Below are 26,052 nucleotides of genomic sequence, written 5' to 3'. Positions count from 1 at the left end.
CAGAATGGATATCGCTGTAATTGGAACCGGTTATGTCGGACTTGTTTCGGGAATATGCTTTGCAGAAATGGGCAATCACGTTACTTGTGTCGATCAGGATATAAATAAAATTGAGGCTTTGCAAAATCTAGCTTCCCCCATCTACGAACCAGGAATCGAAACATTTATGGAGCGCAATGTACAAGCCGAACGTTTGAAGTTTTCATCCAACTTGATCGAAGCGGTACGGCAATCCGAGCTTATTATTATAGCGGTAGGCACTCCCTCCCTGCCAAGCGGTGAAGCCAATTTGCAGTATATTGAACAAGCAGCAGGCGAAATAGGTAGAGCCATGAACGGCCGGAAAATCGTCGCTACGAAAAGCACCGTCCCCGTTGGAACGAATGAGAAAATACGCCAGATCATAGCGGGGCAAACGGAGCAACCGTTTGATATTGTCTCCATACCAGAGTTTCTACGGGAAGGCTCGGCTATACAGGACACGCTTCATCCTGATCGGATTGTGATCGGGCTGGATAACCGGGAGTTAGAAGCAACCATGGTGGAGTTGCACAGCAGCTTCACGGACCAGATCTTCGTCACGGATATTCGCAGCGCGGAAATGATCAAATATGCTTCCAATGCATTTCTGGCAACGAAAATATCATTTATCAATGAAATATCAAATATTTGTGAAAAGGTGGGGGCTGATGTAACGGAGGTCGCTCTAGGAATGGGGAAAGATCCCAGAATTGGCCCGTCGTTCTTGAATGCCGGAATCGGCTACGGAGGATCATGCTTTCCTAAAGATACCAAGGCATTAATCCAGATTGCGGGTAATGTTAATTATGAATTCCAACTTTTAAAGTCGGTGGTGGAAGTCAATAAGGCGCAAAGATACAAAGTGATTGAGAAGTTGAAGCAGTCGCTCGGACAACTGAATAACACCGTGATAGGGATATGGGGCTTATCTTTCAAACCGAACACGGATGACATCCGCGAAGCGCCTTCGATTGAAATTATTGAAGCTTTGATCGGCTTGGGTGCACGGCTTAAGCTCTATGATCCTGTCGCCATGGGCAAATTCAAGGATAGCTTCGACCACCCTTCCATCACGTGGTGCGCTAATGCGCTGGATGCTGCAGCAAATGCGGATGCCGTGTGCTTGCTGACAGATTGGCAGGAATTCAAGGAGATTTCATTGTCACAGTTAATCTATGTGATGGAACAACCGATTCTTATTGATGGAAGAAATGTGTACAGTAAAGAGCAGATCGAAGGAGCAGGGCTTCATTATTATTCAATAGGAAGGCCTGAACCTATACCAGCTTTCCGTTCTCAGGTCCATGTCGGATAGGCTTAACTAATCATAACCATAGGGAGAGTGACATTCATGAAACTTGTTCTTCTATCTGGAGGCTCGGGTAAGCGGCTTTGGCCATTGTCCAACGATTCAAGATCCAAGCAATTTTTGAAAATACTCGAAAGTCCGAACCATGAGATGGAATCTATGGTACAGAGAGTATGGAGGCAGCTAAATAACGCAGGTTTGACAGATTCCGCTTATGTAGCTACAAACCGATCTCAAATGGATATGATGACCAGCCAACTTGGGAACGAGGTCCCGATCATTATCGAGCCCGAAAGGAGAGATACCTTCGCTGCTATTGCGCTCACGGCTACATACATGTATTCGATGGGCAACGTTCCGCTTAATACCGTCATAACCGTCATGCCAGTCGATCCTTATGTAGATGAAGCATTCTTCGAAGCTATCAAGCAACTGGAGCAGGTTCTTCAACAGACGGATGCCAACCTGGCGTTAATCGGTGTGGTTCCAAGCGTCCCTTCAGAGAAATATGGCTATATCGTGCCCTCCGAGCCTCATGCTGCAGATCCTAATATACTTCAGGTCAGTCATTTCAGGGAAAAACCTGACCGTGCGCAAGCCGAAGCTTTAATCCAGCGTCATGCTCTATGGAATTGCGGCGTATTTGGATTCCGTCTCGATTACTTGATTAATGTGCTGATTGAGAAAGGACTTCCAATTCAGTATGAGGAGATGCTCAAGCAGTATAAAGACCTGCCCAAAATCAGCTTTGATTACGAGGTCGTAGAGAAGGAAGACAATGTAGTCGTGCTGCCCTATAGCGGATTCTGGAAGGATCTGGGCACCTGGAATACGTTGACAGAGGAAATGAGCTGCTCCCAGATCGGGACGGGAATTATTACGGAGGACTCCGTAAATACACACCTGATCAATGAGCTGGACATCCCAGTTACCGTGATTGGCATGCACGATGTGGTAGTAGCTGCAAGCCCGGACGGCATATTGGTCACTTCCAAGGTGGAAAGTCCAAGAATTAAGGAAGTTATGAATCATATTGAGCAGCGGCCGATGTACGAGGAACGGAGATGGGGACGGTACCGCGTCGTTGACTACATCAAATATAAAGAAGGTAATGAAGTATTGACCAAACGCATCATGGTCTGTGCAGGTAAAAATATTAGCTACCAGCTTCACTATAAACGAAGTGAAGTATGGACCATCATTAGCGGCATTGCTGACATTGTGATCAACGATAAGCCGTTTCAAGTGAAGGCGGGTGATGTAGTCCGTATTCCGGAAGGGACCAAACACAGCATTCTGGCTATAACTGATATGGAGCTTATCGAGGTACAGACCGGTTCGGAATTGGTCGAGGAGGATATCGTTCGAATTTGCATGGAATGGAAGGACATACCGCTTCATCAGTTCATATGAATGCGGATATTCGGAATGAGCAACCGCCTTTTATTCTCTTTGTGGGGATGGAAGGCGATTGTTTATTTGACCACTAAGTATAAAATAATGAACCAGATCGGCAAGGTTATGACAATAGCCCAAATACAGCCTCTTGGCATGGACAGCTTAGAATTATGATTCACTCACTAGCAGCTCCTTTAACAAGCATAAGTTTTGCAAAAATTATACCATATGATTTTGCTGCAGCATAGCAGAAGGGTGGGTGTGGTTAGAAAAGTGATTTCTATTCTACTGTTACTTACGTTGGTTGCCCCTCATTTTCCTGTTGATTCAGATATTTCGTTAGCTTTATCTGCCCCGGTAAATCCTATTGCATCAACAGAAGCAAAAGCAGTATTGCAAAATCTCTATGAGATATCAGGGACGAAAATCATAAGTGGACAGCATGATTATTTGGAAAGCCCGGATGAGCTGAACAACAAGTTAAAGAAACAGACTGGCAAGAACGCGGGAATCCACGGTTATGAGCTTGGAGCCATTATGAATCAATCCCCTTCGGAGGTAGCCTCGCAAAGGCAGAAGGTGGTGAACAGCGCGATCGCATGGAATAAGGCGGGTGGTCTTGTTACGATGACTTATCATGAAAGCATTCCCGATACTTGCCGCTGCTGGTCCAATGTACAAAAGGAAATGAGTCAATCTGAGTTCGATAAATATGTGACGCCGGGAACTGTGGAATATGACAAATTGATTGCGGACCTGGATGAGGTGGCTGTATCCCTGATTAAGCTTAAGGATGCTGGAGTTCCTGTATTATGGCGTCCGTATCATGAAATGAACGGAGGATGGTTTTGGTGGGGCAAGAAGAATAACTTCTCTGCTCTATGGAATATCATGTATGACCGATACGTAAACGTGCATAAGTTGAACAATCTTCTGTGGGTATGGAGTCCGAATGCCCCTACGGAATGGGCTGATCCTTATACGCTGACTTATCCTGGCGCTGACAAGGTGGATATCCTGGCTGTTGACATCTATGGTAATGATTTCCGACAGGAATACTATGACAAGATTGTTGAGCTTGCGGGAGGCAAACCGGTGGCGATTGGAGAAACCGGCGAGATCCCTGACGCTACTGTCCTTGAGAATCAGCCTAAATGGGCTTATATGATGGTTTGGGGCAAAATGCTGACCGAAAATAACACCGCAGAGCGTATCCACTCCTTTTATACCAGCTCAAGATCCATTAAGAGGGGGACGGTTCCACTTACTCTCCGAATGCCCGGCAAGGCTGCTGGTAAGAATGGATTGGTAGCCGAATATTATGATAACAAGGACTTTACAGACCTTAAGGAAGTTCGTGAAGATCCTAATATCGACTTCAATTGGCGGCAATTGGCTCCAACTACCGCTGTACAGGCAGACACATTCTCTGTGAGATGGACGGGCAGGCTTTGGCCCAGCTTTACGGAAACTTATACGATATCCACCTTGAGCGATGACGGTATAAGAGTTTGGGTGAATGGGGATTTAGTTATAGACAGCTGGTTCAACCAAAGCTGGGTTGAACGATCCGGTACGATTGCACTTACCGCCGGAAAGCCCGTCGACTTTAAAGTAGAGTTTTACAATGATAAAGCAGGAGCGGCAGCCAAAGTCATGTGGGCAAGCCCTTCCCAAGCCAAAGAAATCATTCCGGAGAGTGCGTTATTTATTCCTAAATGAAGGACGCGGTTCAAAAAAAGGAATGGAGACACACCATGAAAAGAAAATTGGTTTTGTTGTTTGTCTTGCCAGCAGTTCTGCTATGCTTGTTCATTTTATCTTTAGTTTCCTGCGACCCATGCAAGGCAGCTGATCAATTAACGCGTGCTGAACCAGCGTCAGCTTTGTTAAGCCAAGACAGCTGGATATGGCTGCTTGGGAAACAGGATGATTCCTTGAATGAATTCGGTAATTCGGATACCGGGAGACAAAGCTCTAGCTTTTCTGCCGATTCCGTTAAGAGTACGGATTGGAAGAGTGTGCCGAGTGGACTCAATAAATCGGTGAATCCATCATTTAGCATTAACTATTCGTTGGAAGCAATCCCGGAATACGGCGTTCATTTACAGTTCAAAGTGCTCGATGCTTATAAATCAGTCCCTCAAATGGCTGTCTTCACCAACCGCTTGTTATCGGGCATTGTTCAGATCGCTGGCGTCGGTGGTACGACAAGCGAATACCCATTTAAAAAAACGTACGAGCTTTACATCCCAAAGGAGCAATTGCAGCTTGGTAACAACGTATTGGAGCTGCAGGCTGCAGGCTGCTTATATTGCTCGGCTTCCGAGAATGAGTATCTTTGGTGGAAGTGGGATTATATCGGGTTAAAAGCTTTGTCTACACCTGTGGAGGAACCGATTCATGGCAGCTATATCGCATCAGGTACAAGCCTCAACAATATGTCCTTTTACTACGACGAAGGGGCCGTTCGGCATCTCCCTTATGTCTTGAAATGGATGGGCATCGCTTATAGCGGTAATGTGATGCGTACCGGCTGCGCTACCGATGTGAAAAACGCTTGTTCAGCTATTGGGACTTATTATGAGACGTTACGGGACTATAATACTCAAGCTGTATCGTTTCATTTGCACACAGGCAATATCAAGCTGAAAATGGATGGGACACTTCCCGATGATGCCAAGGATAAATTGTATAATTACGTAAAAAATTATGGTTCTCTTTTTCAATATTATGAGATCGATAACGAGCCTGGATTATTTAATCGTTCCAAAGCAGTAAATCTGGCCATAGCGAATTGGTTAAATGCCAACATCCCTATATTGGCACCCCATTTGAAGACCGTTGCCCCAGGCTGGGCCTATGCTCTCCCGTATGAGATGAAGGCTTGCAAAAATCAATTGCCCGATGGAAAACGCCAATGTGGGGATCCTGACGGGTGGGAAAGCGATCCGTCCCAGCGCAGGGAGCTGGAAAATGTGACTAATCTAACCAATGGTCATTCCTATGGCTCCTCATTTGCGGATCGTGTGGGCGGAAGCTTTGTAGAAAATTTGAAGACGTTTGGTGGAGCCGAAGACGGTTTGCCGAAGCTGATGCTAAATACCGAATATGGTACCTCGGATACTCACATGGATGCTAAGCAATTCGGGGCGGTAGAGCCGAAATCGGCGGTTTTTGACCGGATTATGCGCGCTCATATTGGTTATGCAGACATGTTCACCCATCATGCTGCCTTTTATCCCAACTACTCTTTGTTTGAAACGGGCTTTAATTTGAATAACCACAATCCTGCTACAACACGAATATACGGGAATACTTCAGAAACAGATTCCCGAGCAGGGGTTATGAGACGGCTTAATCTGGCCTATGCGACCCATGGCAAACCGTTAGTTTACCAAATAACGAATACCAATGTCTTGTATGATAAGCTGGTATACTTCCGTGGGGTAGACACGTCTTCGCTGAGGCCTTTGCCCGGATCACAGGGAACCTCTAACAAAATATTGCTGAACTTCGTTAATTTTGAGAAAAGCACACAGACGATAGCTGTCAAGGTGACGATGCCTGAGCAGACTATTTATGAAGGGGAAAGATTTGGTCCAGGCAGCACCTATGAGGAAGCACGGACGTATATATCGGGATTACAGGCTTCCCCCGATCTGGAGTTAAGGGAAACGCTCGCTCCTGGTGAAGCGGTTCAATATATCCTAACACGATCTGAAGATGTTAAACCAAAACCTCCGACGTGGGTGAAGGCAGCGCCTATACAGCAGCATTCAATAGAACTCTACTGGATGGAATCGGAGGGAGCCAAGGGCTACGATATTTGGCGTAGTTCAGATTCGAGTGTGAGTTACGAATTAATCGCTGCTAACGTACAGAAAACCCGTTTCATCGACAGCAGCACTTTGGCTGGAACGACATACAAGTATCAAATAAGATTGCCAGGAGTAAGTGGGACTTCCCAAACTGTTGAGACAGCCGCGACGGATTATGTACCTTTGGAACGTAAGGATTGGATAGTCTCTGGCAGTTCCGGCGGGAAGCCACAAGGCGCGATTGATGATAACAGTAATACAAGGTGGGATACTAGCGCCGCGCAAACGTCGGGACAATATTATCAAGTAGATATGAAGAATCCCTTTACGATCAATCGAATAGAGCTTCAGACGGAGGGATCGCCTAACGATTACCCACGTAAATATGAAGTTTATGTGTCGAACAATGGCTTAACATGGACGGGGCCGATCGCATTCGGTAACGGAAATAAGGTAACGGAAATAAAATTCACCCCGCAGCAGGCCAGATATGTAAAAATTGTGCAAACGGGAACGAGTGGAAATTACTGGTCCATTCATGAGCTGCAGATTTATGGTTTTGAACGATAGCTGAGAAGGTGAATCCCCCAGATGGGGGATTTTTTTGAGAAAATTATCTTAAAATAGGATAGGAGCTACAATTTTGAATTTCAGTCTTCTTGACATTTCAATAAAAATGAGGTAAATTAATTTTATGAAATTAAATTGTATACAATTTAATTGAGTGGAAAGAGATGCTTATGAACAGAGACGAAATATTGAAGCTGGATAATCAATTATGCTTTGCGGTCTATGCGTTCTCAAGGGAGATGACAAGGCTATACAGGCCGGTTCTGGACAAGCTGGGACTTACATACACCCAATACATTGTGCTATTGGTGCTTTGGGAGCAGGATGTCATCACAGTTAAGGAGTTGGGCAGCCGATTGTATCTGGATTCGGGTACCCTTACGCCATTGCTGAAGAAATTGGAAGGTATGGAATTGCTTCGACGGAATCGTGACCCTCGGGACGAGCGCAATGTCATTATCCGGCTGACTGATCGGGGGCATTCTCTTAAGGAACAAGCACAAGAGGTGCCTGAACGCGTATTTTGCCAGATCGACATAGCTCAAGAAGAAGCTTTCACAATGAGGAAGCGTCTTACCGAGCTGATCGAGCAAGTTCATCAACTTACACAGGAGGAATAAACTATGGGAGTTCATTCGTTTTCCGCTACCAACATTCGAGGTCAAGAAGTGCATTTGGATCAATATAAAGGCAAGGTGCTGCTTGTTGTGAATACAGCAAGTAAATGCGGATTTACACCGCAATACTCCGAGCTGCAGAAGCTGCATGAAAGCTACAGTGATCGAGGACTTGTGATTCTTGGCTTTCCCTGCGATCAATTCGGCGGTCAAGAGCCTGGCTCAAACGAAGAAATCGACACCTTCTGCCAAATTAATTATGGCGTTACCTTTCCGCTCTTTTACAAAATTGAAGTGCTGGGTGACAACAAGCATCCGTTATTCGGCTATTTGACAGAAGCTCTGCCATTCGAAGGCTTTGACCTGAACGACGGAACAGGTAAAATGATGCACAATATGCTGACTAAAGCGGGTACGATTGAGGGCAACGATATCAAATGGAATTTCACCAAATTTCTTATTGATGCTGATGGCAATCCGATCCAACGTTTTGAACCAACGGTTTCTCCTGCGGACATGACCTCTGAGATTGAAGCGCTGCTGTAAATTCATTTACAGAAACGAAATGACCGGGACCCTTTTTACAAAAAAAGGGTTCTTTGTGTTTGAACGCAGCTATGTTTGTTAAAAAATACACTTATTCCAAACATCTGTCGGTTCCAATCCCCCCAGCATCCATTTAAAATGATCATGCATGAACCTAAGCTTGCTACTGTTTGCAGCTTAATTGACATTAGGAGCGATTCATTTGATTAATGTGACCCGTTACTGGGAAGATCTTAAAGTTTTGCAAATCAACAGGGAAGCTCCGAGAGCCTACTACATTCCTTATGGCGATGTGGAAGCGGCTTCAAGTGGAAAACGTGGACGTTCCCCTTTTTATCAAACCTTGAATGGACGATGGAAGTTCCAGTATCATCCCAGTATCAAAGATGTTAAGGACGGTTTTTATGACGTTTCAACAAATGTAAGCGCTTGGGACGATTTGACGGTTCCATCCTGCTGGCAAGTTAAAGGGTACGATCAACTGCAATATACAAACGTGAATTATCCATTTCCTTGTGATCCTCCGTATGTACCTAATGAGAATGCGACGGGTTTGTATGTCAGGGAGTTCAACATTTCTGACAATTGGAACGAAAAAGAAAAATATGTTGTGTTCGAGGGGGTCAACTCCTGTTTCTATCTCTGGATCAATGGCGAATTTGTAGGCTACAGCCAAGGCAGCAGGGTGCCAGCGGAGTTTAATATTTCCCCCTATATCCAAAGCGGTAAGAACCGAATGGCTGTGATGGTATTAAAGTGGTGCGACGGCACTTATATAGAGGATCAGGATCTCTGGAGATTTTCCGGAATTTTCAGAGACGTTTATTTACTTGCGCGGGATCACAATCATATCGTGGATGTATTCAACAAGCAGGAGATATCAGATGATTACCAAAAGGCTGTTGTAAAGTGTGAATTACAGACTACGAGCTCTTTGGAGATTAGGGCACAGTTAAGAAATGCCAGGGATGAAGTGATACACGAAGGCATAGCAATGATTGATCGTAAGGGATGCTTGGAATTTGAAGTTCTGGAGCCTGTTCTTTGGAATGCGGAAAATCCTTATTTATATAATCTGTATATTTATAGCGGGAACGAGGTGCTCCTGTTTCAGGTAGGCTTCAGAAAAGTTGAAATTAATGACGGCGTGTTTATGATCAATGGAACTGCGGTGAAGCTCAAAGGTGTCAACCGTCATGATTCACACCCTGAGCTTGGGCAAACGATTCCGATCAACCATATGATCAAAGACCTTGTGCTTATGAAGCGTCACAACGTGAACACCATTCGAACCTCCCATTATCCTAATGATCCGCGTTTTCTGGATTTATGCAATGAATACGGTTTTTACCTGATTGATGAAGCAGACCTGGAATGCCACGGTGTGCTGCATGCGGGAGATTATCATATGCTAACTCGAAATCCGGATTGGGAGGATGCTTTTCTGGAGCGGGCCATCCGAATGGTCGAAAGGGACAAAAACCATCCTTCAATCATTATGTGGTCCCTGGGTAATGAGTCCGGTTACGATGTTAATCATATGGCGATGGCAAGATGGATCAAAGGTCGAGACGCTTCACGACCTATTCACTATGAAGGTGTAGATCCGCGACATCAAGGAAGCCCCCATACAGAGGTCATCGATGTAGAAAGCCGAATGTACTCTTCACCTGCATACATTGAGAATTATGCTAAAGATGAGAACAACACGAAGCCGATGTTTTTATGCGAATACAGCCATGCTATGGGCAATGGGCCCGGAGATCTGAAGGATTATTGGGATATCATTTACAAATATCCGAAGCTGATGGGCGGCTGTGTGTGGGAGTGGTCTGATCATGGGATCAAGACCCATTCAGCCGATGGAAAGGAATATTTTGCTTACGGGGGAGATTTCGGAGATCAGCCTAACGATGGCAACTTTTGCATAGATGGCCTTGTGGGTCCAGACCGGAAACCGCATACAGGGCTGCTGGAATTGAAGCAGGTTATTGCACCGATTCGTATGGAAGCGGAGGACTTGACAAAAGGCACGATAATCGTAACGAATTTGTTCGATTTTATCGATTTATCCCATATTGAATTGACCTGGAGGATTGAAAAGGACGGGCAGCTGATTGATCAAGGAGAGCCGATCCAGCTCGAAGCTTCACCTCATGCTGTCCAACGGGTGCATATACCCTATGAATTACCTGCTGAGTCCCACAGCCGTTATTTCCTTACAGTTTCGTGCAGGTCCAAGCGGGAGACCCGATGGGCTGAAGCCGGTCACGAAATCTGCTTTAATCAGTTCGATCTCCCGGTCTTTAGGAGGCAGGAGCATGAGGTTCAACAGATACCGGCCATTCAGTTGAATAAAAGTGGACATCAGTTGAATATTGAGGGATTTGATTTCAAGCATGTGTTCGACATGTATGAGGGTGCATTTATACAGATAACCAAACATGGAATGGATATGATTGATGCGCCGACTAAATTTAACATATGGCGTGCCCCTACCGATAACGATCGTAAGATCAAGCACAGCTGGATGGAAGAGGGCTATGACAGAGCAAATATGCATGTGTACGGTTGTGAGATCACGAATCAAACGGAAGCATCGGTGGAGATCACTGTACAATTTTCTTTAGGTGGATATATTAAAATCCCGTTTCTTCATGGTGTTGCCCTCTGGAAAGTAGATGGTACTGGTGAAATTTCACTGCAAGTAGACATCACTGTAAGAGATGGTCTTGTATTTCTTCCACGCTTCGGGCTGCAGCTTACTATGCCTCAAGGAACGGAGGAGGTAGAATATTTTGGCCTTGGCCCGCATGAGAGTTATATCGACAAATGTCATAGTGTGAAAAGAGGAAAGTATCTACTGACGGTTGACGAGATGTTCGAAAACTATATTATGCCTCAGGAGAATGGTTCGCGATATGGAACCGAGTGGGCGATCGTATCCAACGAGCAGGGAATGGGGTTGAAATTTTCGGGTTCGGACAATTTCTCCTTGAATGCAGCGCATTATACACCCGAGGATCTAACTAAGGCCGCTCATGATTATGAGCTTGTCAGACGAAAAGAAACGATTGTTCACCTCGATTATAAGATAAGTGGAGTAGGCTCCAATTCCTGCGGACCTGAGCTTTTGGTACCTTACCGGTTGGATGAAAAGGAGTTCAAATTTGAGCTTAGAATCAAGCCTATTTTTAAAGAGGATGAATAAACAACGGCGTGGTGGTGTTCCCTAAGTAATTAGCTTGGGGGAAACCACCCCTATTTTTTAGAAAATGTATGTTATGGAATAAACTAAAGGTGGAATCAGCAAACATAAATCGTTATACTACATTATATCTATTTATCATCTCAAAGCAGGTGAAGCATGAAATACCGATTTCCCTCTGAAAAGCTGCCCTACCGGTTTCAATTGTCCAAAAGTGTTCAAGCAAGACTGATCATTTTTTTATTGATCGTGGCTATTTTGCCTTTAATAACACTGGGTTACTTTTCTTATTATAAGTCATCCCAGGTTGTCAATTCTCAATTCGGAAACTACGGCCTATATGCCGTGCAGCAGCTGAGGCTTCATCTGGATACCAACTTGAAACAAATGGAAAATATCACGGGGAATATATTAGCTTATTTGACGTCCACACCTATTGTAATCGAGGATGAGGATCTTCAGACCTACAGCCAATATACAGATGAAAGAGATCTGAAAAGACTGCTCGCATCTTATACAAATTCGGATATCATAAGCGTAAATATTGTTACCAAATCGGGAAAAATCTATGGGAACGATATGATTAATGCTCAGAAGCTTATGCTTTCCGACTTTTGGAAGAACGTTTCAGAGCGTCCTATAATACGCAATAAAATTATGATTCATCATCCGGATTATTACTCGTCCACATCGGTTAATTATGTGATAAGTTTAGTCGTACCTATACAAAAACAGTTCAGATTGCCGGAAGGAAGTCATATTTTAATTGAAATGAAAGCGGATTCAATACTAGGCTTATTTCGTACCTTTGAACATGATTTGAAAGCGCATCTGCAAATTCTTGATCAAAATAGAGGGGTGTTGCTGCAAACCTCAGCTGATTATTCTTTTGCTGATAATGATATTATATGGTCGGATCGGTTAGATACGAATGGGTGGATTATTGAGGCCAGATTGCCTTATAAGCAATTCTATGAATCCTCCAGTGTCATTTTAAAATATTCACTGTTTGTTTCTTTATTAGCCCTTGTCTTGGTGGTTATTATGGCAGGTATTTTTTCTTCGCGGTTTACAAGGCCCATTAAAGAATTAGCTAAATCGATCAAGAGATTCGGTCAAGGTGATCTTTCCGTTCAGACGCGGATTACAACATCGGATGAGCTGGGCTATCTGGGCGATGCCTTCAACAGGATGACGGAGCAAATCAAACAGTCGGTACATGAAATCAGCCTTAAAGAAAAGCTCAAAAGCGAAGCTGAGCTGAGAGCTCTCCATTATCAAATTAATCCTCATCTGCTATTCAATACATTAAACAGCATTCAGTGGAAGGCGAGATTAGCCCACCAGCCGGATATACAAAATATGCTTGTGCATTTAGTCGCCGTGCTGGAGGCCAGCTTTAATTTTAAGCAATCGCTTGTACCGCTTAAGACGGAGCTTGAAGTGGCACAGCATTTTCTGGAAATTCAAAAGTACAGATACGGAGATGTATTCAATGTTGTATTGCATGTGGAGCCCGAGCTGGAGAATTGTCTTATACCACGAATGGTGCTTCAACCCTTGTTAGAAAACATCTTTTTTCACGCTTTTACCGATGGTAGGGGTCAATTGAAGCTTACGATTACTTCCTTACGGCAAAACATTTGCATGGAGCTTATCGATGATGGTTTGGGTATCAAGCCGCAGCATCTGGAATATATCCGAAGCGGCCACAAAATTCCTGATAAGCAGGGCGGGCTGGGTTTGCGGAATGTCGACGAACGATTTAAGCTGCATTTTGACTTGCAGTACAGGATGAACATTGAATCAGAGAGAATGAAAGGAACGAGGATGATGTTCATATGGCCGAAATTACTGTAGATACTGTTTTAAAAGTGATGATTGTTGATGATGAACAGTTGGTCAGACAAGGTCTGCGCATGACCGTTGATTGGGAAAAACATCAAATGAAGGTCGTTGCGGACTCTGCGAACGGTTTACTCGGTTGGGAATCGTTCCTGAAGCATCGGCCGCACATCGTCATTACCGATATTGTGATGCCGGAAATGGACGGAATCGAGTTGGCCAAGCGAATCTTGAGGGATTATCCGGAGACTAAGATATTATTTTTAAGCTGTCACCGCGATTTTAGCTTTGCCAAGCAAGGGATTCAGCTCGGTATATCCGATTACATTGTAAAAACCAACTTTGATGATGCACAAATGGACGACAGCTTGGCAAAAATACGCCAGGAATTACTTCTTCACAAACCAGAGAAAACCTCCGCCACGACGCCAAAAGATCAAGATCGCACAGATAACCTTCTGCAAACATGGCTTATGGAAAAGAAACAATCGGCCGCTGTCCAGTTGAAGCAGCATTTGGATCATGATTGGAAATGGATGGTTTCTGGAGGTCATCTATTTCATCTGTTTATGAACAAAGCTGGTGATACGGGCGAGAAGGGTTTGGATTTACTGGAGGAAGTAAGTCAAACCTTTCCACTTGTGTGCGCTGAGGGAATCCTTTTTCTGAATAATGGACAGGACTCTTTGTTTTTATGTTGCGGCTCGGATCATATTCATGCATGTAAAACTGAGCTACTCGCCATGAAATTGAACAAGCCCTGGCTGCATTGGAGAAGCGAGGGAGCTATACAAGATGCTTCGGGCTGGATGAAGGCCACGGAAAAGATGCACCGACTTCGGCAAATCGAGCTGCAAATCGAATTGCGCAGCGGGATTCATAAGGATGATGTGCTTAGGGCAATTGATTTTATCGATCAGCATTTGCATCTAGATATACGGGCTGCCGATCTGGCTAACCGAATAGGAGTGAGCAGAAGCTATTTCAGCACGATATTCAAAGAAGAGGTTGGCTGCAGCCTGATCACGTTTATTTCTGATCGTAAATTGAAACGGGCCAAGGATTTGCTGCGTCTGACCGACCTTCGAACGGATGAAGTAGCCGAGCAGGTGGGCATTCAGGACGTCAAATATTTTTCCAAATGGTTTAAAAAATGTGTGGCTCAAACCCCCAGTCTATACCGACATCAAACAAAATAACGAAATGATGGAACAAGATTACGACAACCTCCTGAACGTCAGGAGTGTTTTTTTATTTTTCAAAAATAGTACACTTTAATCAAACGAATGTCAGTTTGAAAGCACTTTCAAAAAAACTAAGATAAAGAAGAACAAAATAAGGAGGGTATTGAACAATGAAAAAGAAAAGTTGGTCGCTATTACTGGTCCTCTGCATGTTTTTCTCTATCATGGCCAGTGCATGTTCCAATCCAAGCAGCAAACCTGCAGAATCGGCAAAGCCCGGAGAAGCCGTCAAGCCTGCAGATGCCGGTAAAAAGACGAAGCTGGTAGTTTGGATTTGGGAATCGGCAAAAACGGGTGTAGATTTGAACATGGAAGAATTTAAGAAGCAATACCCGAATATCGAGGTTGAATTTCAATTGATGAAATCGACAGACTTGTATCAAAAGTATTTGATCGCTTCCAATACCGGAGATGCGGTGCCGGATATTGTCTCATTGGAATCTACCAATCTTTCCCAAATGGTACAAATTGATTCCTTACTGGATATTACTTCTCGTGTCCAGCCCTATAAAGACAAAATGAATGCGTACAAATGGGAAGACGCCACAAAGGATAATAAAATCTACGCGATGCCATGGGACAGCGGTCCAGTTGTGATGTTTTATAGAAATGATGTGTTTGCAAAAGCCGGTCTCCCTACCGATCCGAAGGAAGTTTCACAAAAAATCCAGACTTGGAACGATTACTATGAAGCAGCGAAACTAATTAAAGAAAAAACCGGCGTTCTGATGTATGGAGACTCAAAAACAAATTCGAGCAACCGTGTATTCGAGTCCATGATGTGGCAGCGCGGCTTGTGGTACTTCGATAAGCAGGGTAACGTATCCGTCGATTCGCCTCAGGTGAAAGAAGTAGCTGATTTTCTGGTCAAGATGCAAAAAGAAGGACTCGTATTTGATGCCCGTGCTAATACCGATCCTTGGGGCAATGCTATCAAAGAGGGTAAATTCGCTACCGTTGTAGGCGGCTCCTGGCATGATGCGATTATCGAGCAGCAGTATGCCCCTGGAGACAAGGGCAAGTGGTCGGTTGCGATGATGCCCAAATGGTCCAAGGATGATAAATATGTCAGTGCCAATCAAGGCGGCTCCAACATGGCTATCAACAAAAATTCCAAGAATCCTGAGGAAGCCTGGAAATTCATTGAATTTATGTTGGGTAAGGACAGTTCTCAAGCGAAAATGATGACAAAAGCAGGATTGTTCCCGGCACTGAACACGGTATATAGCAGTCCGGACATGGACGCGCCATCTGCATACTTCAACAACCAGCCGGTCCTGAAAATGTATGCCGAGTCGTTAAAACAAACTTTCCCGCTTGCTTACACTTCCGACTTTCCATTAGCCAATAAAATGATGACGGACGTATGGGCGCAAATCTTTTTAAACAATACGCCTTCGGACAAAGCTTTAAAAAGCATGGCTGACGAGCTTAGGCAAAAGACGAAAAGAAAGTAAGTACAAAATACCTATTCAATCTCGACAGGAATAACTGAGGGAGTGTCATGTTCATTCGAGCGAATGTGAATCAGCATGAGTTCGATGGGGATGATGCCCCCTTTGTTTTTTTGCTAAGCTTACGAAGTCAGTTTCGCTTCGCCAAACTTAGCAAATGCTTACGAAGTCAGTTTCGCTAAAGCGAAACTCATAGGAGGAAAGCTATGAGAACCACAAGCTGGAAATGGCAGTTTCGACTCGCTCCTTATTTTTATATATCGCCATACTTTTTGTTGTTTATCCTGTTCTCTTTATATCCTATTATTTATTCATTTTATATAAGCCTCACGGATTGGAACGGTTCTAAAGTAAAGTCGTTTATCGGACTACAAAATTATACGACTTTAATGCATGATAACCAATTCTGGTTGTCTTTATGGAACAGCGCTGTGATCTATGTGATTTATGTGCCTATCATGCTTTTTCTGGCGCTTATTTTTGCCAGCCTGCTTAATGCGAACTGGATGGTCGGCAAAGGCTTTTTCCGTATGGCGTTGTTCGTCCCGAACTTTGTATCTGTTGTTGCCGTATCATTCGTATTTGTTTTGATATTCAACACGCAGGATGGACTTTTGAATTCTCTGCTTATGAATTTGGGATGGTTGGATAACCGTATTCCGTGGCTGGAATCACCGGGCTGGGCTCGGTTTACTGTGGCCATGATGGTTTTGTATCGCTGGCTCGGCTACAATATGCTGCTGCTTATGACAGGACTGCAAAGCATCCCCAAAGATTTGTATGAGGCCGCATATGTCGATGGCGCCACCAAAACCCAAAGTTTCTTTCTGATTACGATCCCTCTGGTGAAAAAGATATTACTATTCTGTACGATTTTGTCCACGATTGGGACATTTTCATTGTTTACCGAACCCTTCATCTTAACCAAGGGAGGCCCTTTGAACTCTACGTTAACTCCTGTTTTGATGCTGTATAACGAGAGCTTTCAAAACTTTAACTTTGGTTATGCTTCTTCGATCGCCGTATGTTTTTTTATTCTCATGATGCTGGTTTCGTTAGTTCAATTACGCTTGTTTGATGATAAAAATGGATAAAGGGGGGAGAAGGCATGCAGACCTCGGCTAAACAGAATTACAGCTGGAATCGCAAAAATGAATTTAACGCTATCCTCATGTTTATCGTAATGGCTGTTGTTTCCGCAGTGATGTTATTTCCGTTTTTTTGGCTGCTAAGCTCTTCATTAAAAGCAGTAAGTGAAATATTCGTCAACCCTCCCATATGGATTCCTGAAACCTTGCATTGGGAAAATTTCGGGGAACTGTTTTTGAAAAGAAGCTTTGGTATCATTACGTGGAACAGTGTTTTACTATCCACAACCTTTACTGTTGTAACACTGTTTCTATGCAGCTTGGGCGGTTATGCCTTTGCCAAATACGAATTCCGCGGAAAACAAATTTTATTCGTATTTGTATTAGCTTCGTTAATGATTCCTCACGAAGCGACAATGGTACCGCTGTTTGTCATCTATAAGCAGCTTCATTTAATTGATAATATTTGGGGGGTTATCCTTCCAGACCTTGCTAATGCCTTTGGTATTTTCTTTATGAGACAATACTGTCGGTCGCTGCCAGATGAGATGCTGGAAGCGGCACGGATTGATGGATGCTCCGAATTTACACTGTTCCGAAAAGTGGTGCTGCCTAATTTGAAATCGGCTTTTGCAGCTCTGGGGATTATCTTGTTCGTTAAGCAGTGGAACAATTTTTTGTGGCCCGTTGTCATTTTAAGATCCAAAGAGAACTTAACACTTGCCGTAGCCATCAAAGCACTTGAGGACAGTAATTATACACCTTATCACTTGATCATGGCAGCTTCGGTTATTAGCGTTTTACCGCTGCTTATCATCGTGCTCGTTTTTCAAAAACAGCTGATTTCCGGATTGACTGAAGGATCTGTCAAAGGATAATAGATACCGACGATCTATCAGCATCAGTATCGGTTGAGGCACGATCGGATCCACTGGTTTTACAAATTCTTCACTTGCGTTTGATATTCTGATAACAAAGAGCTGATAAACTAGGAAATGTAGCAAACAAACGAATAGGTAAGGGTACGAGTCGAGGAGAATACCCTTTATGCAACAAATGGAAGAGCCTTTGTTTTGGCGCGCCGCTTCCGTTTGATGGATAAAGGGTTTTTTGTGTTGTTCAAAGGGAAGGAGACCGCTGGCTTAACAGCAGATGTCCAAATGTCGATGGTTTGTAAATGAACTCATGAAAGGGTTGAACACTTATGAAGAGGTACTCCATGAAAAAGCATGCTAAATATGTAGTTGTAATCATGATAATAAGTTTAATAAGCGGAATGTTTCAAACCCCTATGCTTCCATCAGAGGTTCATGCTGCGGATGCAGGAAGAAAATCACTGGATGTGAAGAAGACGTTAACAGCTCCGGTGATTGACGGCAAGCTGGATGATTCCGTCTGGAAAATTGACCAACCCATGAATGCGCGTGTAGGTGAAGGTGCCTTTAAAGACAGCAAATTCGGCTTACTGTGGGATAATAAATATTTATATATGGGTATCCAGGCCGATGACGACACGCTTACGAGCGGTGGAACAGGGAATTGGTTTGAACAAGACAATATCAATGTGTTCCTTGATCCCAAGCTTCATCAATCTACACCTTATGTGGCCGATGATATGCAGCTGGGTTTTGTATATAAACCGAATACGACGGTACCGGAGTTTCATTATGGTGCTGCAGCTAATGGTCAGGCAGCCAAGGATGACAAGAAAATATTGAGGGCCATCAATAAGACCGCTACCGTTTGGTCTCTTGAAGTCGCATTGCCGTGGGATATGATCAATTTTGACCCGGTGTTAAAAAAACAATTGGGTTTAGAAATTGGAGCTACAGACCGATATGATACGGACCCTGCCAAGAATAGAACCAGCTTTTGGAGTGCCTATAACTCGTTTTCCTTCTGGAATGATACTTCCGGTTTTGGAACCATTACACTTGTGGACAGCAGCCCGATTTCAGGCAGCCCGAACAATGTAATCCTTCAGGAAAATTTCGATAGCTACGCCACGGGACAACTCCCTAACGGGTGGGTTTCAGATATTAATGCCGGTAGTACCCCATTCTCCGTAGTGAAAGATACATATGGCAATGGACGAATGACATTTAATGGGAACACCGCCGGTCAACAAAGCCGCATAATGGCGCCGGTTCAATGGGACAATTATGTCGTTGAAGCAGATGTTCGGTTCGATGCATGGTTGAATACGGGCAGATGGGGTTCCATCATGTTCCGGGCCCCCTCCACTGGCAAACCTCCCTATTCGCAAATGGCTATTAAGCCGAATGGTATTATTGAGGTTGCTTACAGAAAGCCTGATGGCAATTGGGTCTCCCCTATAACGATTACCGGATCAGCATTGGCGCTGAACAAAGATTATACGATGAAAGTAAGGGTCTTCGATAATCATGTTCAGGATTATTTTAAAGATAAGAGTGCGCCCGCTTTTGATCTCAAAGGGGACAAGTTCTTGACACCGGATGTGCTGCCAGAAAGAGGGGCAATCGGTTTTCAAGGCGATCAGAGTATCGTATCCTTCGATAATCTGAAAGTGACCCGTATTACGGCTGATCGGCTCGATATGACGATGCCTGGCACACTTGAGGCCTTGACAGGACCGGCTAGCGTCACAGCCAGTGTGTATTATTCGGATGGTGTGACAGACTCCCCTTCCGATGGACGGGTGAAGCTATATTCATTGGATGAAAGCATTATTAGAATTATTGACAACAAGATCTATCCTATCAAGCCGGGTAAAGCAATGGTTAAAGCTGTTTATTATAACCAGGAAGTATCAAAAGAAATTACGGTTACACCGTCTTTGACAGGGATTAAGGCGACATCCATCAAGCATGATGACGGTTATATTTTGGCTACTGCTGGTCAGGATGTGCTGCTGAATTCGGTTATATTTAAAGCGGAATTTAATGACTTTTCAACGGGAACTATCAAGGGCGATGAATTAACCTGGACTCCCAGCAGTCCTGACGTTGTTGTGGCGAATGGCAAAATAACGGCGCAAACAAAAGGCGTCTATACGCTTAATGCTGCAGCAAGTGGCGCTACAGCGAATATGGCTCTAGTCGTTAAAAACGCTGGTGATAGTGAATACACGTTATACGAAGAGAACTTTGATAATGCCGCAGAGGGCTCATTACCTCAAGGATGGACGAGAAAAGAGGGGACTACAGTTGGTGCAGCTGTGGTGAAATCCGGAGCATTTGAGCTGAATGCGAGTACTGCTCCCGATAATCCTTCCCGAGTGCTGCTGCCCGATTATTTGGGACTGTTCGGCAATTACAGGATTGAAGCTGATGTTACGCATTTGACTGCCAACGACGCGGCCAGATGGCACTCGATCATGTACAGAATACAAAACAATGACTATCCCTACTACCAAATGGCTGTTAGAAAGGATGCAACTGCATCCAATGGGATTGAGTTTGCCGAGCGAACAGCTGCCAATGCATGGAACGTAATGGAGACAGGTTCGAATTCCGAAGCTATTGATGCAGCTAAATTATATCATTATACGGTCAAAGCCCATGGAAGTCGGGTACAGGAATTGATTAATGACCGGGTAATTGTAGACAGCAACGCTGCAACAGCATATACGAAAGGAAGAATTGGGCTTCAGTCCAACGGAAGTAAAATGAAGGTGGATAATATTCGAATCACTTTGCAGCAAGAGGCGCTGCCGCCGATGCCGAGTGAACGATTCGTCCAGGTTACAGAACCGGAAAGCCGAATTTCCATGGCCCCGTCTGTGATCACCGAGTTGAAGACGATGAAGGATTTGACAGCATTAACCGGACCTGTTCTGCCTGCAACCGTAATGGTCCATGTGAACAGTGATTTAAAGGTTACAGATCCAACAGGCCAGACAGAAGTTGCAAGTCTTGACGCTATTCTGGACACGATCGGAAACCGGATGATTCCTGCTTTCTACGTCAAGGATGAGCAGGCTGTGGATAAGCTGATGGATGCTCTGAAGAACAAGGGTGTGGAAGATGCTTTTGTCATCTCTGACAAGGGGGATTTGGTTAAGAGGGCGAGAACGGCCTATCCAATGATCCGTGGTATTGTAGATTTCAGTAATATTAAAGATGTAACGCAAGAGGGCTTGTTGGACATTCGTAGACAAACCACACGCAGCCTTGCCAAGATCGCACTGCTGCCACAGAGTGCAGCCTCCATGGATAATGTTGCGTACCTTCAACAGCGGCTGATCGTAGTGTGGTCAAAGGAAGCTGCTGGTGCAACTGGTCACAGCCTGTCGATGCACAGCTTGATTACCGCTGGAGTGAACGGAATTGTCACGGATTCACCAAATGAAGCTTTCACTGCTTTTCAACTGTATTCGAATAATACAACATTGATCCGTAAGCCTTATATTATCGGTCATAGAGGCATGCCGACGAGCGCTCCCGAGAACACGATCGAAAGTGACAAGCTTGGGTTGGATAACGGAGCAGACTTTATTGAAAATGATATTTATGTAACCAAGGACAATCGTCTAGTCATTATCCATGATGCTGAATTGTCGCATACAACGGATGGCGCAGGAAATGTTGAGGACTTTACACTGGAGCAATTAAAGAAACTGAATGCCAATAAGCCGTTCCCAACAGGCTTTCCGTATGTTCAAATTCCGACACTGGATGAGCAGATTGAACTGGCTGCAAGTAGAGGGAAAATGGTCATGGCTGAAATCAAGACGAGCACGCCAGCTGCTGTTGCTGCCTACGTCAAGCTGCTTAAAGAGATGAAGGCAGAGGGTCTTGTCGACTCGATGTCCTTTAGCTCGAATCAATTAAAGCTGCTGGCTGATCAGATGCCGGAGATGCCTTCGGGCTTGCTGGTAAACAACATCAGCTCTAATGAGACGAACGCCAATAAATCACTGCGTGATGCGCTGAGAACGGTTCAAGGTCTTAATGCCACGTTCAACGTAGGCTATTATGGGATCGGCAAGAACTTCCTGGAGGCAACCAAGCACCGTGGATTAATCGTATCGCCGTGGACCATTAATAACCAGGATGATCTGAAAAACTTGTTCGCGCTAGGAGCCTACGGGTTAACGACCGATTATGCGCTGTGGGCTGCGGATTGGGCCGCTTCGGTTAAACCGGAGAAAGACAACTATGTGTTGCTGAAGGATGAAGGCTTGTCCTTACATGCAACCGTCGAAACCTACAAAGGCACCAAATCGATCGTAACACCGGAAGTCGTGCTGCTGGACGGTCAAGATTTCATTGGGGTGGATCAAGGCAAGGTAACAGCCAAGAAGTCAGGAACCGCGCATGTGCTGCTCAGATATACAGCCGCCATGGACGCCAGCCGGAAATATGATTTGTATACGAAACCGATCACTATTGAGGTCAAAGGGCAGGAGCCGGAGAACCCAGGAGGTAATCCAGGTGAAAACCCGGGCGGTAACCCAGGAGAAAACCCAGGTGGAAATCCAGGTGGAAATCCAGGAGAGAATCCCGGTGGTAACCCAGGAGAAAACCCGGGTGGTGGTAACCCGAATCCTGAGCCAGTAACCTATACACTCAGTGTGGATCCGAAGCAATATACGATTATTGTGGGCAGAGAACAGAACATCGACAATGTAACCTATTTGTCTGCAAAGGATAGCCAAATTGTAACTCCTTATGCAGCCTACACACCTCGTGACAATACCATTGTATCTGTAGAGAACGGTAAGATGCGGGCGCTCCTAACCGGTTCTACAGTGATTGATGTTGTTTACCGCAACACGACCGCTTCCATTGACGTTACGGTGGTGCTCAAACCGTCTAATTCGAGTTCGGGCGGCTCCTCCACAACTCCGGATACATCCGGAACGGGAACTGGAACATCTGGCACAGGCAATAACGGTGATGGCAAACAGTCCGTTAAGCTTGAAGCCGTCGAGGGCAAGCTGGATGCGGGTCAACTCAGAAATGCATTTGCTGCTGGCACCAGAGTTGAGGTGCATATGACAAGCGAGAAGCTGGAGCTCAGTGCGGCTGGGCTGTTGGATGCGTCACAAATAAACGGAAGCACGCTGATCATTACAGGCGACAGCAACGCTGCTTATTATTTGCCATTATCCACTTTAAACCTAACGGGATTGGCACAACAGCTGGGTGTGAGTGTGAATGACCTATCGATCCAGGTGACGATCAAGAAGCTTGACGACAGCATGGCGGCAGCAGTTGCAGCAGCTGTGGTGAAAGCAGGCGGACAACAAATCGCCACTGCTGTAGATTTTGATGTTCAGGCAGTCAATAAGAGTGGCCAATCACTTCCTATATCCTTTGGCTCCACCTACGTGGCTCGCGAGTTAAAGCTTGGCAAGGAAGTCGATTTCAAGAAAGCGACGGGTGTACAGTTTATCCCGGAAACGAAAATGCTCCGGTTCGTTCCGACCGTTTTCGAAACGAAGGATGGTCTGACAACAGCTACACTTAAACGAAATGGCAACAGTATGTATACCGTAATGGAGAATAACAAAAGCTTCACCGATCTGGCCAACCATTGGGCAAAAGCGGACGTGGAATTGCTGGCTAACAAGCTGGTGGTTGATGGGGTTAGCGATAGCCGTTTCGAGGGTGATCGCAATATCTCTCGTTCGGAATTTGCGGCACTGCTTGTTCGTGCCTTGGGTATAAGCCCAACTGCTGCCAAGAGTGATTTCCGCGATGTAGCCTCTGATGCCTGGTATGCTCCTGAGGTGGCTGCTGCGGCGAAAGTAGGTTTGATCAGCGGCTACGAGGATGGTACATTCCGTCCTGATAGGGAAATTACGCGTGAGGAGCAGGCTGCTATGGTCATCCGTGCCATGTCCTTCGTAAGCGTGGATACGGCGATTTCGGCAGCACAGCAAAGCGAAACCTTGGCGCCATTCAAGGATGCCAATAAGATCGCTTGGGCTAAATCCGAGGTAGCTACCGCTGTTCATGCGGGTCTGATGAATGGAATGACACCAGACACGCTCGATTTGGCAAGCTATGCAACACGTGCCCAATCCGCTGTTATATTGAAACGTTTCTTAAGCAAAGTCAATTTTATTAACTAGGTTTGAGGCACTTCGTTTCTTGATTCGGGTTTGGTGAGCGAAGCTGTATAAACAAAATGGTTGCATACAAAGTTTGCTTGGGCTGGACATAACAGTCCAAGTAAACTTTTTGTTGATTCAAGTTAATATTGCGCAAACAATAGTCTGTTAAATTGGAGTAGGCTTAAGAGATGGAAAGGATGTTGGCTAATGAGTATTATTGAACATGATTATTGGGGCCCCAAAAGGATCATACCAGCAGTACGCAAGGTGGAGGATTTGCAGGCTGCCTGCCGTAGTGACAGTCCGGTTGTTTTCTTGCTGATTGGCGATCTGCTGACCGTGGAGGATTATATTAAACAAGTGCTGCAAGCCGGTAAGAAGATTTTTCTCCATGTTGATTTTATTACGGGATTGGGTGGCGATCCGATTGTAATGAAGTTTGTAGCCGAGCGATTGCGGCCGACAGGCATCATATCCACGAAGAGCCATTTTGTAAAGCATGCCAAAAAAAATGGGCTGATGGCGATCCAACGGATTTTTTTGATCGACACGTCGGCTTTGGAGCATGGCATCCACAACATCGAGCAGAGTGGACCTGATGCTGTTGAAATTATGCCGGGATTGATACCTCGTGTGATTACCAAACTATGTGATACGATTTCAATACCTATTATTGCAGGTGGATTAATCCATGATCACAGTGAGATTACAATGGCTTTACAGGCTGGGGCCAGCGCCGTATCGATGGGCAGTAAGCGGCTTTGGACCTGATGATGCCATAGGTTTACAAAACCTTAACTTCCGCTTGATGCTCCGATAACACAAGCTTGGTAAAGTAAGAAATGTAATAACTAATCGAATATACAAGGGTACGAGCCGAAGAGAAAACCCTTTTATGCAGCAAGTGGAACCGCCTTTATTTGGGCGCGACAATTCCGTTTGATGGATAGAGGGTTTTTTGTGTTGTTCCAAGAAAGGAGATGCTCGAAGATTGCCGGATATGATGGATTTGGATGGTTACTTTTTTGATTTGGATGGAACGATTTTACTTGGAGAACAGCTGCTCCCGGGTGTCTCGGAAACTTTGGCCGTGTTAAGGCAAACAGGAAAAAAGATTTTGTTCTTGAGCAATACTACGACGCGAACCCGTATGGATTGCGTGAATCGGCTGCGCAAGCTTGGCCTTGAGGCGCACCTGGAGGAAATCGTGACGGCAGCTTTCACAGCAGCTATATATCTGCGTGAAGGCACGCAGGAGCCGCTAGTATTTGCAGTCGGGGAGCCAGCACTGTTCAGCGAGCTGGATGAGCAGGGGGTCGAGCATACGATGGACCCGCTTGCCGCTACACATGTGCTTGTAGGTATGGATATGCATTTTGATTACGATAAGCTTCATCAAGCTATGACGGCTGTACGCAATGGAGCTGCCCTGATCGCTGCGAACCCCGATCCGAATTGTCCGGTCGTCGGCGACGTCATCCCTGATACGTGGTCGATGGTGAAGGCCATAGAAGCGGCAAGCTGTATAGCACCGCATGCCGTTATCGGCAAGCCATCCGAGCATTATGCAGCTAAAGTGCAGGAATGGAGCGGTCTGAGTGCCGAACGTTGTCTGATGGTAGGTGACCGGCTGGAAACGGATATTTTATTCGGGTCAAATCATGGCTTTTACACGGCGCTTGTATTGACGGGGGTCACGGCGAAGGGAGATATCGAACAATCTCTGATACAACCTGATTATGTATGGGATTCATTGGATGATTTACTATCGATCCTGACCATGCATAAGGAACAGGTGTAAGCAGTCAGGCTCAGACGAACCACTGCAGCAAAGCGCAGAGCATTAGAGTTTACACCTGCTTCACACTGCTGTAATCATGGGATCA

The 26,052-nt window shown here is 45.0% G+C and carries 15 protein-coding genes; all 15 read left to right on the top strand.

What is annotated here, in order from left to right; all coding sequences use genetic code 11:
* The first annotated feature begins 4 nt into the window (after window positions 1–4).
* The 15 genes from OB236_RS04020 to OB236_RS03950 all read left to right on the top strand — a co-directional run bounded on the left by OB236_RS04020 (window position 5) and on the right by OB236_RS03950 (window position 25,967).
* The gene (locus OB236_RS04020; protein WP_262682880.1) at window positions 5–1,336 is read left to right on the top strand and encodes a UDP-glucose dehydrogenase family protein; all 1,332 of its coding nucleotides are present in this window, start codon (window positions 5–7) and stop codon (window positions 1,334–1,336) included.
* 36 nt (window positions 1,337–1,372) lie between these two features.
* Window positions 1,373–2,743, top strand: a complete 1,371-nt coding sequence (locus OB236_RS04015; RefSeq protein WP_262682879.1) for a sugar phosphate nucleotidyltransferase — start codon at window positions 1,373–1,375, stop codon at window positions 2,741–2,743.
* 246 nt (window positions 2,744–2,989) lie between these two features.
* Entirely contained in the window at window positions 2,990–4,450 is a 1,461-nt protein-coding gene (locus tag OB236_RS04010; RefSeq protein ID WP_262682878.1) for a glycosyl hydrolase, read from the top strand.
* A 35-nt stretch (window positions 4,451–4,485) separates the two neighbouring features.
* Window positions 4,486–7,119 carry a discoidin domain-containing protein gene (locus OB236_RS04005; RefSeq protein ID WP_262682877.1) on the top strand — a complete coding sequence of 878 codons (2,634 nt, stop codon included), beginning with the start codon at window positions 4,486–4,488 and terminating at the stop codon, window positions 7,117–7,119.
* 170 nt (window positions 7,120–7,289) lie between these two features.
* Window positions 7,290–7,739, top strand: coding sequence for a MarR family winged helix-turn-helix transcriptional regulator (locus OB236_RS04000; protein WP_262682876.1), 450 nt, complete (start codon window positions 7,290–7,292; stop codon window positions 7,737–7,739).
* A gap of 3 nt (window positions 7,740–7,742) precedes the next feature.
* Window positions 7,743–8,282 (top strand): glutathione peroxidase, encoded by a 540-nt coding sequence (locus OB236_RS03995; RefSeq protein ID WP_262682875.1) that lies wholly within the window; start codon window positions 7,743–7,745, stop codon window positions 8,280–8,282.
* Window positions 8,283–8,493: 211 nt separating this feature from the next.
* A complete protein-coding gene (locus OB236_RS03990) occupies window positions 8,494–11,493 on the top strand; it encodes a glycoside hydrolase family 2 TIM barrel-domain containing protein (protein WP_317259315.1) in 3,000 nt (999 codons plus the stop codon).
* 156 nt (window positions 11,494–11,649) lie between these two features.
* Entirely contained in the window at window positions 11,650–13,350 is a 1,701-nt protein-coding gene (locus OB236_RS03985; protein WP_262682873.1) for a sensor histidine kinase, read from the top strand.
* Entirely contained in the window at window positions 13,332–14,534 is a 1,203-nt protein-coding gene (locus tag OB236_RS03980; RefSeq protein WP_262682872.1) for a response regulator transcription factor, read from the top strand. Before OB236_RS03985 ends, OB236_RS03980 begins: the two co-directional genes overlap by 19 nt.
* A gap of 155 nt (window positions 14,535–14,689) precedes the next feature.
* Entirely contained in the window at window positions 14,690–16,036 is a 1,347-nt protein-coding gene (locus OB236_RS03975) for an ABC transporter substrate-binding protein (RefSeq protein WP_262682871.1), read from the top strand.
* A 203-nt stretch (window positions 16,037–16,239) separates the two neighbouring features.
* Entirely contained in the window at window positions 16,240–17,127 is an 888-nt protein-coding gene (locus tag OB236_RS03970; RefSeq protein WP_076229396.1) for a carbohydrate ABC transporter permease, read from the top strand.
* A 14-nt stretch (window positions 17,128–17,141) separates the two neighbouring features.
* Window positions 17,142–17,999: a carbohydrate ABC transporter permease gene (locus tag OB236_RS03965; RefSeq protein WP_262682870.1), complete on the top strand. Its 858-nt coding sequence runs from the start codon at window positions 17,142–17,144 to the stop codon at window positions 17,997–17,999.
* A 341-nt stretch (window positions 18,000–18,340) separates the two neighbouring features.
* Window positions 18,341–24,184 (top strand): glycerophosphodiester phosphodiesterase family protein, encoded by a 5,844-nt coding sequence (locus tag OB236_RS03960; protein ID WP_262682869.1) that lies wholly within the window; start codon window positions 18,341–18,343, stop codon window positions 24,182–24,184.
* A gap of 189 nt (window positions 24,185–24,373) precedes the next feature.
* Entirely contained in the window at window positions 24,374–24,937 is a 564-nt protein-coding gene (locus OB236_RS03955; protein ID WP_262682868.1) for a glycerol-3-phosphate responsive antiterminator, read from the top strand.
* Window positions 24,938–25,166: 229 nt separating this feature from the next.
* Window positions 25,167–25,967, top strand: a complete 801-nt coding sequence (locus OB236_RS03950; protein ID WP_262683076.1) for an HAD-IIA family hydrolase — start codon at window positions 25,167–25,169, stop codon at window positions 25,965–25,967.
* The last annotated feature ends 85 nt before the right edge of the window (window positions 25,968–26,052 follow it).

This window comes from Paenibacillus baimaensis (assembly GCF_025567575.1).
Note: the sequence above shows the minus strand (reverse complement) of the source record. Positions and strands in the feature narration are given on the sequence as shown.